5 protein-coding genes are annotated in these 16,507 nt (G+C 40.0%); 4 read left to right on the top strand and 1 reads right to left on the bottom strand.

What is annotated here, in order from left to right; all coding sequences use genetic code 11:
* Window positions 1–279 precede the first annotated feature (279 nt).
* The 3 genes from V7K73_RS06185 (at window position 280) to V7K73_RS06195 (ending at window position 9,737) form a co-directional block, all read left to right on the top strand.
* On the top strand, window positions 280–4,419 hold the full coding sequence (locus tag V7K73_RS06185) for a non-ribosomal peptide synthetase (protein ID WP_334878109.1): 4,140 nt from the start codon (window positions 280–282) through the stop codon (window positions 4,417–4,419).
* A gap of 8 nt (window positions 4,420–4,427) precedes the next feature.
* Window positions 4,428–7,709: a non-ribosomal peptide synthetase gene (locus V7K73_RS06190; RefSeq protein ID WP_334878111.1), complete on the top strand. Its 3,282-nt coding sequence runs from the start codon at window positions 4,428–4,430 to the stop codon at window positions 7,707–7,709.
* A gap of 498 nt (window positions 7,710–8,207) precedes the next feature.
* On the top strand, window positions 8,208–9,737 hold the full coding sequence (locus V7K73_RS06195) for a glycosyltransferase (RefSeq protein WP_334878112.1): 1,530 nt from the start codon (window positions 8,208–8,210) through the stop codon (window positions 9,735–9,737).
* Window positions 9,738–10,016: 279 nt separating this feature from the next.
* Here V7K73_RS06195 and V7K73_RS06200 read toward each other — a convergent pair whose 3' ends face one another.
* The gene (locus V7K73_RS06200; RefSeq protein WP_334878114.1) at window positions 10,017–11,117 is read right to left on the bottom strand and encodes an alpha/beta fold hydrolase; all 1,101 of its coding nucleotides are present in this window, start codon (window positions 11,115–11,117) and stop codon (window positions 10,017–10,019) included.
* A gap of 228 nt (window positions 11,118–11,345) precedes the next feature.
* On the opposite strand from V7K73_RS06200, the gene V7K73_RS06205 reads away from it, so the two are divergent.
* Window positions 11,346–16,073, top strand: coding sequence for an amino acid adenylation domain-containing protein (locus V7K73_RS06205; RefSeq protein ID WP_334878116.1), 4,728 nt, complete (start codon window positions 11,346–11,348; stop codon window positions 16,071–16,073).
* The last annotated feature ends 434 nt before the right edge of the window (window positions 16,074–16,507 follow it).

Below are 16,507 nucleotides of genomic sequence, written 5' to 3' on the forward strand. Positions count from 1 at the left end.
TATTACTTTACAAAAAAATACAAATCTCTATATCTACCAAAGTGAATAAATTTATTTATACCAAGCTGTATATTTACTTAAAACATCTTTTATGAAACTAAACATGCAATTTTTTATGGACTTATTGTTGTAGCATTTATATGTAGTAGCAGGGATGATTTACAGTGATAAGATGTCAAACATGGATTGCTTTTAGCGAATGCGCGATCGTTGTGGAATAAATAACTTTACAACATCAGCCCTCTGTCTTCATTCTCTTTTTTTAAGAAAGATATTGTTATGAGCCAGTATATTTTCAGTAGCCTCACAGATGATGAACTGAATTTTTCTGAAGAAACAGAGGTTTTTGTCTTCCCCACTTCTTTCGCCCAGCAGCGATTGTGGTTTCTCGACCAATTAGCACGGGGCAATCCATTTTACAATGTGTCAACAGCACTTTGCCTGAAAGGTTCCCTCAACTTTACCGCCTTAAAGCAGACATTCAACGAAATTGTGCGTCGCCACGAAACCTTACGCACTACGTTTGTTATAGTAGAGCAGCAACCAGTGCAGGTAATCGCACCCAGCTTAACCATACCTCTTGCCCTAGTAGATATACGCAATTTTGACCAAGAACGTGAGACACAAGTACGGCAAATTGCAACCGCAGAGGCTCAACATCCTTTCAATCTCACCACCGGGCCATTGCTGCGAGTGAAGCTGCTACAAGTAGATGAAGCAGAATATGTGCTGCTGCTAAGTCTACATCACATTGTTGCTGATGGCTGGTCAATTGGGGTACTGATTAGAGAACTGGGAATATTATACAAAGCTTTTGTAGAAGATAAACCATGTCTGATGTCTACGCTTCTGCCAAAATTACCCATTCAGTATGCAGATTTCGCCCAATGGCAACGCGAGTGGCTGCAAGCAGTGGGGGAAAATGGTTGTTCGCCTTTAGAAACGCAGTTAGCTTATTGGCAAAAGCAATTAGACGGCATTTCGATGCTGAATCTCCCTACCGACCGAGTAAGGCCAGCAGTTCCAACTTATAGGGGTGCAAAACAATTTCTAGAACTACCACACTCCTTAACTCAAGCGCTAGAGGCACTTAGCTACCAAGAAGATGTAACCTTATTCATGATTTTGCTTGCTGCGTTTCAGACTTTGCTCTATCGCTACACGCAGCAAGAGGATATTGTAGTAGGTTCAGCGATCGCTAATCGTAATCGTAGCGAACTAGAAGGGTTAATTGGTTTTTTTGTCAATAGTTTGGTGCTACGTACCGATTTATCAGGGAACCCGACGTTTCGGCAATTATTAAATCGAGTCCGAGAGGTAACTTTGGGAGCATACACCCATCAAGATTTGCCCTTTGAAAAGCTGGTAGAGGAACTTCATCCAGAGCGAGATTTGAGCCGCCATCCCTTATTTCAGGTCGTATTTAGCTTACAAAATACTCCCATTGAAGCGCTAGAGTTACCTGGGTTAAAGCTTTCGTTATTCGACTTCGACAGCAAAATTGCAAAGCTTGATTTAGAGTTCCATCTGTGGCGAGACTTACAAAGTCTGAAAGGACAAGTGGAGTATAGTACTGATTTATTTGATCAAAGCACCATTACGCGAATGCTGAGGCATTTCCAAATACTGTTAGAAAGTATTGTCGCCAATCCCAAACAGCGTATTTCAGATTTAGCTTTACTTACTGAAGCAGAACGACAGCAGTTATTAATTGATTGGAATGACACTAAGAAAAGTTACCCAAATAGTAAGTGTTTTCATCAGTTATTTGAAGCACAGGTGGAAAAAAGTCCTGATGCGACTGCGATAAACGCAGGCTCCGCCTACGCACTAGTATTTGGTAATCAACAACTCAGCTACAAAGAGTTAAATATACGCAGTAACCAACTGGCAGATTATCTTAAAAAAATAGGAGTAAAAAATGAATATTTAGTTGGTATTTGTATGGAGCGATCGCCAGAAATGATAATCGCCATATTAGGCATCTTCAAAGCTGGTGGCGCATACCTACCTTTAGATCCCAGCTATCCTCAAGAGCGTCTAAAATTCATGTTAGAAGATGCACAAGTTTCTGTCTTGCTAACACAAGAAAATTTACTTTCCCATTTTACACAATTCTCAAATCAAATTATTAGTATAGATAAAGATTGGGCAGATATTACACAACATAGCCGAGAAAACCCCAACAATTGCATAACACTTGAAAACTTAGCTTATGTCATCTACACCTCTGGCTCAACAGGGCAGCCAAAAGGCGTTTTAATAGAACACCGAGGGCTGTCTAATTTGGCAGCAGATCAGATTGAGGTTTTTAACTTGCAACCGAGTAACCGCATTCTGCAATTCGCATCATTGAGTTTTGATGCCTCAATTTTTGAGATTGTAATGGCATTGGGAATAGGAGCAACCCTTTATTTAACAAATAAAGAATGCCTTCTATCTGCAAAAGCTTTGCTCCAATTATTACGCGAAAAATCTATTACCCACGTTACCCTTCCACCTGCGCTTTTGGCCGTTTTACCTACAGAATCACTCCCCGCATTACAAACAATTATTTGTGCAGGCGAATCATGTTCTGAGGATATAGTAAAACGTTGGTGGAGTCCTAGCCGTAGCTTTTTTAACGCTTACGGCCTTACTGAAGCAACCGTTTGGTCAACTGTTGCCGAAATTAAATCTGTGAGTGAAAAACCGCCTATAGGTCGCCCAATTGCTAACACTGAAATTTATATATTAGATAAGCATTTACAAGCTGTACCAATTGGAGTTTTAGGCGAATTATACATCGCTGGTGATGGACTTGCACGAGGCTACCTAAACTGTCCCGAATTAACTGCCAAAAAGTTTATTCCCAATCTTTTTAATGGTAATAAAGGAGCAAGGCTTTACAAAACGGGTGATTTAGCCAGATACCAATTAGACGGTAATATCGAATTTTTAGAACGTATCGATAATCAAGTAAAAATTCGTGGCTTCCGCATTGAATTGTCAGAAATTGAAACAGCTATAAGCCAGCATAATAATGTAGAAAAAGCAATCGTAATTGCTCAAGGTAATCTATATGATAACAAACATTTAGTAGCTTACATTGTTTCTAAGTCACCGCAAGAGCAAACAATTATTCAACTACGCCAATTCTTAAAAGAAAAATTACCAGAATACATGATCCCAAAAGCTTTTGTAATTCTGGATTCTCTGCCGTTAACAGCTAATGGCAAAGTCGATCGTTATGCACTAAAAGCAGTTGATCCTCACAGCCACTCAATAGATAAAACCTTTATTGCTCCTGGGACTGCAACTGAGTCAACCTTGGCAAAAATCTGGGCTGAAGTACTTAAGGTTGAGAATGTAGGAATTCATGACAACTTTTTCGATTTGGGAGGTAATTCGCTGCTGGCTATACGTTTATTAGACCAGATAAACAAACAGTTTGAGCGTGATTTACCTTTATCGAACCTGTTTTTAAATCAAACAATTGAAAGTTTAGCAATTGCTCTATCTTCAAAAACAGATTCTCTAGCGTGGTCTCCTTTGGTTACGATTCAAGCAAATGGTTCAAATCCGCCTTTCTTCTGCGTTCATCCAATCTTTGGTGTTGTCTTCCCTTATTATGAATTAGCTCATCAATTGGGGGAAAATCAACCATTTTATGGACTACAACCTATTGGAATTGATGGAGAAACCCCACTAACCCGCATTGAGGATATAGCTAGCCAATACATTGAAGCATTACGCTCAGTACAACCGAAAGGCCCTTATTTTATCGGGGGTTGGTCTTTCGGAGGATGGGTTGCTTTTGAGATGGCTCAACAACTTGAAAATTCTGGGGAAGAAGTAGCTCTACTTGCTGTGCTTGATACTGTAGCGCCAATTAAGAGCAATCTACCTTCTTTGAGTAATGCTTTAAAGTTTATTTTTACTACAGTAGTGCCATATATGTGGCCATTTTTCCTCGATTATTTGTGTTTAATTACTGCTCCTAGTAGGAACCGAATTAATAGTTTAACTTCTCGATTTTATAATTTTCAGCAGTTGATGCGATCGCTCCAAAAAAATCTGTTCTCGCACTTCACCCAAAAGGAGGATGCCACAGTCAACCTTATATCTGAAAAATCCAAGTTAAGACTTTTAAGTGAGTCGGCAATTATCCCTATGCTTCGTGTTTTTTACGCCAATAGCCAAGCAGTTCTCAACTACATTCCGCAAGTCTACCCTAAGCGAATTAATCTTTTCAGAACAAGAGTTCAGTTAAACGTTACTGAGCGAGAGCCGAGTATGGGTTGGGATCAGTTAGCTGTGGAAGGAACGGAAATTCATCATATTCCTGGCAATCACCTAACCATGCTGAGAAAGCCCCATATTCAGGTTCTCGCCGCACAGTTAAGAGCCTGTATTGAGAAAGCACAAACTTTAAAATAAGGATCAATATGTCTTCTGAAGAGGTTTTCGTCTTTCCAGTATCTTTTGCCCAACAACGGTTATGGTTCCTCGACCAGTTGATCCCTAACAATACTATTTATAATGTGCCGACAGTAATTCGCTTAACAGGTTCACTTAATTTAACGGCACTGGAGCAGACTTTTAACGAAATTGTACATCGCCATGAAACCTTACGCACGACATTTATAGTGTTAGATGGGCAACCTCTACAGGCGATTCCTGCGGAAAGCTGCGCTAACGCACCCAGCTTAACAATACCTATTTCTGTATTAGACCTCCAGCTACTGCCAGATGGTAAAAGGGAGGTTGAAGTAAACAACATTATTAACGCAGAGATAGAAGATCCCTTCAATTTATCCTCCGGGCTATTGCTGCGAGTGAAGTTGCTTGTGCTTTCCAAGACAGAATATATTCTATTACTGAATATGCACCACATTATCTGCGACGATTGGTCTATTGGGGTGCTGATTCGGGAACTGGGAATACTATACACAGCTTTTGCACAAAACCAGCCTTCCCCTCTCTTAGAACTGCCTCTTCAGTACGCTGATTTTGCTCACTGGCAGCGCGAGTGGCTGCAAGGAGAAGTACTGCAAACGCAATTAACTTATTGGCAGCAGCAATTAAATGGTATTTCTATGCTGCATTTGCCTACCGACAAACTAAGACCAGCTATACAAAGCTATCAAGGAGCAACACAATTTTTTGAGTTACCAAAAAAGCTAACTGATGCACTAGAAAAGCTTTCGCAGCAAGAAGGAGTTACCTTTTTTATGACGTTGCTGGCAGCATTTAAAACTTTGCTCTACCGCTACACATATCAAGAAGATATTGCGGTAGGTTCGCCAATTGCTAACCGTAATCACAGCGAAATTGAGGGACTAATCGGTTTTTTTGTCAATGCTTTAGTACTACGGAGCAATTTATCTGGAAACCCGACTTTTAAAGAACTTTTACACAGAGTCCGAGAGGTAACACTAGGAGCCTATAGCCAGCAAGATTTGCCATTTGACAAGTTAGTTGAAGAACTGCACCCAGAGCGAAATTTGAGCCATAATCCGTTATTTCAAGTAGTATTTAGCTTGCAGAATGCGCCAATGTCGGCACTAGAACTACCTGGATTAGTGCCTAGCTTTATGAATATTGATTTAAAAAAAACGCGCTTTGACTTGGAATTACACCTATGGAAGTGTTCTGATGATTTTAGGAGCTTATGGGGTGCAAACTGGGAGTATTCTGAAGGACTCCGTGGTTTAATAGTTTACAACACAGATTTGTTTGATAAAGCTACCATTAGCCGGATGCTGGATCATTTTAAAACTCTGTTGTCAAGCATTGTTGCTAATCCAGAACAACGCATTGGAAATTTACCACTATTAAGTGAAGCGGAGCTACATCAGGTATTAGTGGAGTGGAATAATACGAATGTAAATTATCCTCATGATAAGTGTATCCATCAATTATTTGAAGAACAGGTACAGCATCATCCTGATTGTATAGCAGTAATTTTTGGTAACGAGCAGCTTACTTATCAAGAGTTGAATAATCGCAGCAATCAACTAGCACAATACTTACAAAAAATCGGGGTAGGTTCAGAAATTTTAGTAGGTATTTGCATTTCACAGTCTATAGAAATGATAGTTGGCTTATTAGGCATTTTGAAAGCAGGAGGAGCATATCTACCTTTAGATTCCAGCTATCCTCAAGAACGCTTAAAGTTTATGCTGGAAGACGCACAGGTTTCAGTATTGCTAACACAAGAAAAGTTGCTCAAGTCTTTTCAATGGTTCTTAAATCCAATTATTTGCATAGATAAAAACTGGGAAATTATTACTCAAGAAAACAAAAATAACCTTGAAAGTAGCGTTACATCTCACAATTTAGCTTATGTTATTTACACTTCTGGCTCTACAGGTAAACCCAAAGGAGTAGCGATAATTCACAAAGCTGTAAATCGGTTAGTGTGCAATACAAACTATATAAAGTTGTCACCATCAGATAAAATCGCCCAAGCCTCAAACACTTCTTTTGATGCAGCAACATTCGAGATTTGGGGAGCGCTACTTAACGGCGCTCAACTTGTGGGTGTTAGCAAAGATGTAATCCTTTCACCTGATGAATTTGCATTACAGCTACAGCAAAAACAAATTAGTGTTTTGTTTTTGACAACAGCTTTATTTCAACAGATTGTTAGAGATGTTCCGCAAGCTTTTGCTTCGTTGCGATATTTACTATTTGGTGGCGAGACTGTTAATATAAGATGGATTAAAAAGATTCTCCAATATGGTGCGCCAAAGCATTTAGTTCATGTTTATGGACCTACGGAAAATACAACATTTTCATCTTATTACTATATCCCAGAATTACCAGAAACAACTGCATTTATTCCTATTGGTCGCCCGATCGCTAATACAAAAATTTATATATTAGATACCCATTTACAACCTTTGCCTATTGGCGTTACTGGTGAATTATATATTGGTGGTGATGGTTTGGCACGAGAATATCTTAATCATCCGGCATTAACTACTGAACACTTTATTACAAATTATTTTACTAATAATTCAAAAACACGACTTTATAAAACAGGTGATTTAGCCCGCTATTTACTAGATGGCAATATTGAATTTTTAGGACGGGTTGATAATCAAGTAAAAATTCGTGGGTTCCGCATTGAATTATCAGAGATTGAAGCGGTTTTGAGTGAACATCCAGCAGTAAGAGAAACAGTAGTTATTGCTGATGAAGATATACCTGATAATAAGTATTTGGTGGCTTATATTGTTCTTAGTGGGGAGAAAGTATCAAAACTTACATTTACGTTACGCGATTTTCTGAAAGAAAAGTTACCAGAATACATGGTGCCAACAGCTTATGTGGTAATGGAATCAATACCATTAACAGCTAATGGCAAAGTAGACCGTCGTGCTTTACCTAGACCCGATATAGTAACTTTCGATAAATATGATTATGTGGCACCGCGATCGCAAGTTGAAGAGTTACTTACAGAAATTTGGTCTAAAGTCCTGGGAAAAGAGCAGATAGGCGTTTATGACAATTTCTTTGAATTAGGGGGTCATTCTCTACTAGCTACTCAGTTAATTTCCCGAATCCGAGATACCTTTCAAATAGATGTAACTGTACGTAATTTATTTGAAGCACCAACTATTGAACAACTTGCTAAGTGTATTGATACAATGTTTTGGGCAGCAAAAGGTGCTGATAAAACTGAAACTACAGGACAAGAGCGAGAAGACGTTGAATTTTAAGTAGGACTTACGCAAAATTATGGAAAAACGAACCGCAAAGGACGCAAAGGACACGAAGTAATAAGAGTTTGAGGAGTTTTTGCGTAAGTCCTATTAAGGATAAATATTACCTTATTAAGTAAGCTAGGTCAAATTAAATATAAAACCTCACCCTGCCTCCGGCTTCCCTCTCCGATATTTTGGAGAGGGATTGAGGGTGAGGTTTGATCTTATATTTAATTACGCCTACCTACTTATTATTATTTATGTCATCGGGTATATGTGCGCGAGCCGCAATAGCGATTAACTTAAACATTAAGAAAATGCGCGAACTGGCTAAGTTTAGGCTAAAGGGAATCAATAAAAGCCCTTTGACTTACTTTTTCATGGCATTTATATACAGCCTCACTGCCTGCGTTTTTCAGCCTTGGGAGTTTTTAACAAGCTCACTAAGCTGTTATGCTGCCGTCTTCAGGCAAAAATCTCTAGTAGAAATCAACCTGTATTAGGAAGTGGGCGATGCACATTGGATTTCTCAACCCTCAAGGCAATTTTGATTCAGCCAATAGCCACATCACGAAACACCCAGATTTTGGGGGTCAGCTAATCTACGTTAAGCAAGTCGCCATAGCTATTGCTCAAATGGGTCATAAAGTTGATATTATCACTCGTCAAATCATTGACCCGGAGTGGCCAGAGTTTGCCGAAGCGATTGACACTTATCCAGGAATCGATAACGTCCGCATTATCCGTTTACCAGCTGGGTCAAAAGAATTTCTCTCTAAAGAGTTGTTATGGCCTCATCTGGTCGCTGATTGGATACCCAACATCTTGAAATTTTATCAACACGAAGGTGGCTTACCCGATGCTATGACTGCTCACTACGCTGATGGAGGACTGTGTGGCGTTCTAATTGAAGAGGAGACAGGCATACCTTTTACCTTTACTGCTCATTCTCTCGGCGCTCAAAAGATCGACAAACTGGAAGCCACCCCAGAAAATCTCACAGGGATAGACGAGCAATTTAATTTCAGATATCGGATTTTAGCCGAACGCCTGAGCATGAATCGCTCGGCTATTAATATCACCAGTACACGACAAGAACGTTTTGAACAGTATTCTCATCAAGTCTATAGTGGTGCAGTGGATGTAGACGACGACAACCGCTTTGCAGTGATTCCACCGGGAGCAGATTTCTCGATTTTCGGTGCAAAAGCCCGTTCGGAAAATGAGGAAGCTACCCAAGAGTTGATTCAGGAGCGATTAGCACGGGACATTGCAGAAGCCCGTCGAGATTTGCCCGTAATTATAGCATCCAGTCGATTAGAGCCGAAAAAAAACATATTAGGGCTAGTGCAAGCCTTCGCAATGAGTCCAACACTTCAGGAACGAGCTAACTTGATGCTAATTACAGGGGGGCTGGACGATCCGTTACGACACGAAAGTAGTGACGATATGACTGAAGAGGTATTAGCCCCGATTCGGGAAGTAGTCAAAGAAAACGACTTGGGGGGCAAGGTGAGTGCCTTTGGCTTGTCAGATCAATCTCAAGAGTCATTAGCAGCAACCTATCGGTTTATGGTAAAACGCCGCTCAGTATTTGCGCTGACTGCACTCTACGAACCCTTTGGGCTTGCTCCCTTAGAAGCAGCAGTTGCAGGTTTACCAGTGGTAGCAACTAAGAACGGTGGCCCCAGCGAGAGCTTTCGACAGGGAAATAAGGAATATGGCGTACTCGTTGACCCAGAAGACCCTGCTGATATTGTACGGGGCTTGGAGCGGTTGCTATGTGATGCTCAGGAGTGGGAGTATTTTGCTCAAGCGGGTCAGCAGAGGGTGCTGAAAAAGTACACTTGGGAATCTACTGCTGAAAACTACCTGACTTTGCTAGAGCAGATTCTGTCTTCACCCGAAACCCGGCCTCGCGCTGAACTTCTTCCCATCCATCCCTACTTCGGTAATTCAGAATTGCAGACCGATGTTTCTTTGGAAGAATTGGGCGACCTCTACTTTGGATGTAATCAAAAGGTACTAAGCAATGCGGATTAAATAAAGTGCAAAACTGGGGTTAAAGCAGAAGTTGCTACAGAAAAAGTGGAAGTTTTTACTCTTAAGGCGGAAGTTGCTACAGACTGCGCGAAACACGAAAATGTCAACACTAGGGGACTTCCAAGAAATAAATTACTCAAATAAACGAACCACAGAGACACAGAGAACACAGAGGAATAAAGAGGAAAGAGTTTTTTCGCCAGTTTTTTGGGTATTTTTTTATTTGGAAGCCCCTAGAGCAATATTTTTTGATGGATGCTAAATGTGTGATTCAGGGAGCTATGAGCAGCCAGCGCAAAACGTGCTGACTGCTTCGGCAAACTGCTGGTTTTGTTCCATCAATGCCATGTGTCCACCTGGTTTTAGGGTGACTCTTTCAGAGTAAGGTAATTCTGCTTTCATGCGATCGCTCGCCACCGGTTTTGTCGCTATATCTGAAGCCCCACACATTACCAACACAGGAACGTTAATAGTTGCAAGTGTGTCTGTTTCATCAAAGTTGAACATTGCCAGTGTGCCACGAGCCAGAACACCAGGCGAACCCAATGCTGATAATAGACCTGCAAAACTTAGTTGACCGCGTGTTTCAGTACCGGTAAATCCAGATAGTTCGACGGTGATGTACAGCGAACCGTTGAAATACGAGAGCCAAGTCATTAACCACAAAATCGGCCACAACACGATAGCCACATACAACAGAGGTTCGAGTAGCGGTTTTTGCAATTTCCGTACCAGATTGCTAAAGATACAAGTTTTTACCGGATTAGTGTAAGTGGTATCTACAAGAATTAAGCCAGCCACCCGACTCCGTAATTGCTCTGGAAACAGGCGACAAAATGTCAGGCTAATCATCCCACCCATGCTATGCCCTAACAAGATAACAGGTTTATCCCCTGCTATGGCAATTACAGCTTCCAAGTCACGGGCATATTTTTCTATAGAGTGATCGTTGTTTTTCGGTTTGGCGGATTTTCCTAACCCTGGTAGATCCCAAACAATTATTCGGAAGCGATCGCTCAATTGTCGCTTGGCATAATACCATATAGTACTGTTTGGCCCCCAACCATGTGACAAAATAATTGGTTGACCATCTTCAGGGCCAAAAAACTCTACTTGCAACACGCTTCCATCTGGACGTGGCAAACGCTGCACGGTTTTGCTCCGCATAAACTTGGGTTCTTCCACTCCAGGACGGCGCAGTAGTGGCAAACTGATAAAACGACCGCCAAAAGTCCACAGAACCATTACTAGTCCAGCCACTAAGTAGGATGTTCCTACAAGTTCTCGTTCGTACCACTCATAGAGAATATAGATTCCCCCGCCAAGTACCCCAACAGACAGCAGTTGAACCAGCCATACAAGTAGAAAATTATGAGGCATGAATATCATGAGCCTAAACCTTGTGATACCTTGTTAACCGCTTTTAGCTTCATATTATAGTTAGAATCATCCAACTTTCACTCCCAAGAATGATTTATACAGTGTTTCAATTGTGATACAAATGCTGGGTTAGTTGATAAACAGTGTAAAGTGGCAAAAATAACTATTAACAAGGAATATTCCTTCTGGATTCTGGTTTATATTAACTAACAACTGTTCCAAAGGGGTATGATTTTGAATACAGTTGAGTTATTGTCTTATCTTCGCAGTTTAGATATTCAAATTTTTATTGATGGTGAAAATTTTCTTTGTAACGCGCCTAAAGGAACTCTTACACTAGAACTGCGTGAAGAAATTCAACAGAAAAAAGCAGAAATTATTGAATTTTTAAAAGCAACTAATCGTACTAATAACCAGAGCTTTAGACCTCTGGTACCTATTTCACGGTCTGAAAATCTTCCCCTCTCGTTTGCTCAACAACGGCTGTGGTTTCTTGACCAATTAATCCCTAATAATCCTTTCTATAACATTCCAGTAGCACTACATTTAACAGGTTCGCTAAATAAAGCCGCGCTAGAGCAAAGTTTTAACGAAATTGTGCGACGACACGAAGCTTTACGCACCAATTTTGTCATCCAGTCAGGGCAACCAGTTCAGCTAATTAATCCGACACTAACTATTACTTTACCAATAATAGATTTACGGCAACTGCCACAAGACGAACGAGAAATACAAGCACGACAATTCACTAATCAAGAAGCTCAACGTTGTTTCAATTTATCAACTGATTCGTTGCTGCAAACAAAACTGCTGCGGTTGGATGAGACACAATACATCCTGCTGCTGAATATGCACCACATTGTTTCTGATGGTTGGTCTATTGGAGTGCTGATTCAAGAGATAGCAGCACTCTACACAGCCTTTGCTAACAATCAGCCTTCTTTTCTGCCAAAACTTACAATCCAATATGCAGACTTTGCATACTGGCAACGCCAATGGTTGCAGGGGGAAGTATTAGAAAAGCAACTTGGTTACTGGCAGAAGCAATTAGACGATATTTCTATATTAAATCTGCCAACCGACAGGCCAAGACTAGCTGTTCAAACTTACCAGGGTGCAAGGCAACCTCTGCAATTATCAAAAAGTTTGAGCGAAGCACTTTTAGCTCTCGGACAGCAAGAAGGGGTAACTTTATTTATAATCCTACTAGCAGCATTTAAAGTTTTACTTTACCGCTACACACAACAAGAAGATATTGCTATTGGTTCACCTATTGCCAATCGTAACCGGAGTGAAATTGAGGGATTAATTGGCTTTTTTGTCAATAGCTTAGTACTGCGTACCGATTTATCAGGAAACCCAACTTTTCGAGAATTATTAAGTCGAGTCAAAGAAGTAGCTTTAGGGGCTTATGCTCATCAAGATTTGCCTTTTGAAAAACTCATAGAGGAACTGCATCCAGAGCGTAATTTGAATCAAAATCCGCTATTTCAAGTGGTGTTTGCCCTGCAAAATGCGCCTATGTCGGCATTAGAGTTAACTGGTTTAACTTTAAGTCCGTTACCATTTGATACGGAAACAACACGTTTTGATTTGGAGTTCCACCTCTGGGAGGCAAATATTCAAAATGGTTTATGGGTAGATAGCTCAGAAGGAATTAGTGGTTTTGTAGTTTACAGCACTGATTTATTTGATGACGCTACTATCAGCAGAATGTTAGGACATTTCCAAACATTGCTTGAGGGTATAGTTGCAAATCCAGAACAACCAATTGCCCAATTACCGCTTTTAAGCGAATCTGAGCTAGATAATTTATTAGTTGGATGGAATAATACTCAGTTAGATTATCCTCAAGATAGGTGTATTCATCAGTTATTTGAGAGTGTTGTAGAACAGAATCCTGATGCGATTGCACTAGTATTTGGCGATGAAAAACTCAGCTATAAAGAGTTAAATATCCGTAGTAATAAACTTGCACATTATCTAAAAAAATTAGGCGTTAAAACTGAAGTTTTAGTAGGGCTTTGTGTCGAACGCTCTTTTGATATGGTAATCGGGATGTTGGGCATTTTGAAAGCAGGTGGAGCTTATGTACCTTTAGATCCAAGCTATCCATCAGAACGTTTAAAGTTTATGCTTGAAGATGCTCAAGTATCAGTTTTATTAACTCACGAGCGATGGCTTGAACGTTTGCAAAATAGTAATTCAAATATAATCTGTTTAGATAGAGATTGTAAAATTATTGCTCAAGAGATTGAAGATAATCTTCATAGCGAAGTTGCAGCAGATAACCTTGCTTATGTTATTTATACTTCTGGCTCAACAGGAAAACCTAAAGGCGTACAAATTGAACATAGAGGATTATTAAATCTGGTTTTTTGGCATCAAAAAGCTTTTACAGTTTCATCTCTTGACAGAGTAACCCAGATAGCCGGGGTTGCCTTTGATGCTTGTGGCTGGGAAATTTGGCCTTACCTTAGTGCTGGAGCAAGTATCTATATTGTAGATGATGAAATCAGGCGATCGCCTGAATATCTCCGAGATTGGTTAATATCGCAAAAAATCACAATTTCCTTCTTACCAACACCTATAGCAGAAAAAGTTCTTTTATTAGATTTTCCTGAAGATGCGGCTTTGCGAATATTACTTACAGGTGGAGATAAACTAAATCAATATCCTTCAGCTTCCCACTGTTTCCAAGTATATAATAATTATGGGCCTACAGAGAACACAGTTGTTACAACTTCTGGTCATATTTCTGTTAAGAATAAAGATAATTTAGCACCTGTAATTGGTGGTGCGATCGCCAACACCCAAGTTTACATCCTAGATAAACATTTCCAACCAATACCCATTGGCGTGTCAGGAGAGTTATATATAAGTAGTGATGGATTGGCACGAGGTTATTTAAACCGTCCTGATTTAACTGCTGAATGCTTCATTTGTCATAGTTTTACTAATAACTTAAAAGCCCGACTTTATAAAACAGGTGATTTAGTTCGCTATCGAGTAGATGGCAACATTGAGTTTTTAGGCCGCCTCGACGAGCAGGTAAAAATTCGTGGCTACCGCATTGAGTTAGGCGAAATTGAAGCAGTGATAACTCAGCATCCAGCAGTACAGCAAACTGTAGTAATCAGTCGTGAGGATGAAGAGGAAAAACGCCTAGTAGCTTATGTGATAGCGAAAGCTGAATACAGCAGGGAGCAGGAGAATGTGCAATTAATGCAATTGCAGAATGAGCAGGTTTTGCAATGGCAAATGCTCTATAACGAAACTTATAATCAACCTGCTGCTGATTCAGATCCAACATCCAATTTTATCGGCTGGAACAGTAGTTACACAAATCAGCCTATTCCAATAGAGCAGATGCATGAGTGGGTGAATAACCAAGTAGCACAAATTTTAGCTTTACAACCCAAGCGAGTGTTAGAAATTGGTTGTGGAACAGGTTTAATTCTGTTCAGAATTGCACCTCACTGCACTAAATATTGGGGAACAGACTTTTGCCCAGTTTCACTTAACTACATTCAGCAGCAGTTAGAAAAGCAAGAAATACCGCAAGTAAAGCTGTATCAGCAAATGGCTACTGACTTTGAGAAAGTAGAAACAGCAGCTTTTGATGCAGTAATTCTCAACTCAGTTGTACAATATTTTCCTACTATTGATTATCTGATTCGTGTATTAGAAAGTGCTGTGAGGGCGACTGCTTCGGGTGGCTTTATTTTCATAGGAGATGTGCGTAGTTTGCCACTATTGCAAGCTTTTCATGCGTCAGTGCAACTCTATCAAGCTGAACCTTCCCTCACCCGTTCCGAGTTGCAGCAACGGGTTAAAATGCTAATTTTCCAAGAAACAGAGTTGGTGATTGACCCAGCTTTTTTTAGTGCAATAAAGCAATCCTTTCCTCAGATTAGCCATGTACAAATTCAACTGCTGCGGGGACGCGATCGTAATGAATTAACTCAATTTCGATACAATGTGATTCTTCATATTGGTGATGAAACTATTAATAGTATTGGAAAATCTTCAATGCTAAACTGGTGTGAAGATAATTTAACAGTGTCAGCAGTGCGTCAGTTTTTAATTGAAAATCAACCAGAAAGATTATCTATCGACAATGTGCCTAATGCGCGAGTGATGGCAGCAGTTAAAATAGCAGAATGGCTATTAAATGTAGAAGGCTTTAAAACTGTAGGTCAAATGCATAAAGCTTTGCAAGAACTCGAAAATTTAGGAGTAGAGCCAGAAGATTTTTATACACTAAATGTACCTTATAGAATTGACATTACCTGGTCAAATTTAAGTATTGAAGGACGCTATGATGTGGTTTTTGTCCGACAAGATATAATAGGCAAGAGAACTACTTTTCCACATAACACGGCTCACTCTCATCCCTTGCAATCTTACGCCAATAATCCCTTACAAGCTAAAGCTGCGCGTAAATTAGTACCGCAGTTGCAGACTTATACAGCCCAAAAACTGCCTGATTACATGATGCCATCAGCTTTTGTAATATTAGAATCTTTACCTCTAACAGCTAATGGTAAAATCAATCGCCGCGCCTTAAGAGCATTTTATGATGCAATTAAGCCCCAATTATCTGAAAATTACATTGCACCTCGGACTCCTGTTGAACAAGTGCTGGTGAAAATTTTTGCTGAGGTTTTGGGACTTAAACGCGTAGGAATTTATGACAATTTCTTTGAATTAGGCGGTCATTCATTACTGGCAACTCAGCTTGTCTCTAGAGTGCGCGATGCCTTGCGTATAGAGTTACCTTTGCGTAGCGTATTTGAAGCACCGACAATTGCACAAATATCTAAGATAGTGGAAAGTTTTAAAGAAAGCAATGCTCAAAGTCAAGCGCCAGTTTTAGTGCCATTATCGCGTGAAAGTCGGCGGATTAAATTATCTTTCTTAAACGAAGAGACAAGAGGCGTTAGGGACTCTTAGATATTTTTTAACTTTTGGTGTCACTTTTTTACGCTCATATTTGTGTATTAGTGGTTTATCTTGATAGGTGCAAGATGTAATATACCCTTTCCTCTAATTCTTAATTGGTAGCAGTGAGATTGGTTTATTCACTGTGGAAAATCAGAGGTTTTTAGATGAACCTTCTGATTCTTAAGGGACTTCCAAATAAAAAAATGTTCCAAAACTGACGCAAAAATTCTCTCTATTTCTTCTCTCTGCGTTCTCTGCGCGGCAGTCGCTCATGGGGGAAACCCCCAAGACCGCGCTGCCTTGTCTCTGTGGTTCGTTTATTTGAATAATTTATTTCTTGGAAGTCCCTTAGCAAAATTTCCCTAGGTAAAGACGGTGCTTGTGAACAACTTGGTGGAGGCAAAGATGGATTTGATTTAAAAATTCAAGCTTGTTTTCACAAA

The organism is Nostoc sp. (assembly GCF_036916975.1).
Taxonomy (GTDB): Bacteria; Cyanobacteriota; Cyanobacteriia; order Cyanobacteriales; family Nostocaceae; genus Nostoc.

Bases quoted from the DNA above. Each gene is read 5' to 3' on its own strand.
- V7K73_RS06185 (WP_334878109.1), top strand. From the start codon at position 280: ATGAGCCAGTATATTTTCAGTAGCCTCACAGATGATGAACTGAATTTT.
- V7K73_RS06200 (WP_334878114.1), bottom strand. From the start codon at position 11,117: ATGCCTCATAATTTTCTACTTGTATGGCTGGTTCAACTGCTGTCTGTT.
- V7K73_RS06195 (WP_334878112.1), top strand. From the start codon at position 8,208: ATGCACATTGGATTTCTCAACCCTCAAGGCAATTTTGATTCAGCCAAT.
- V7K73_RS06205 (WP_334878116.1), top strand. From the start codon at position 11,346: ATGATTTTGAATACAGTTGAGTTATTGTCTTATCTTCGCAGTTTAGAT.
- V7K73_RS06190 (WP_334878111.1), top strand. From the start codon at position 4,428: ATGTCTTCTGAAGAGGTTTTCGTCTTTCCAGTATCTTTTGCCCAACAA.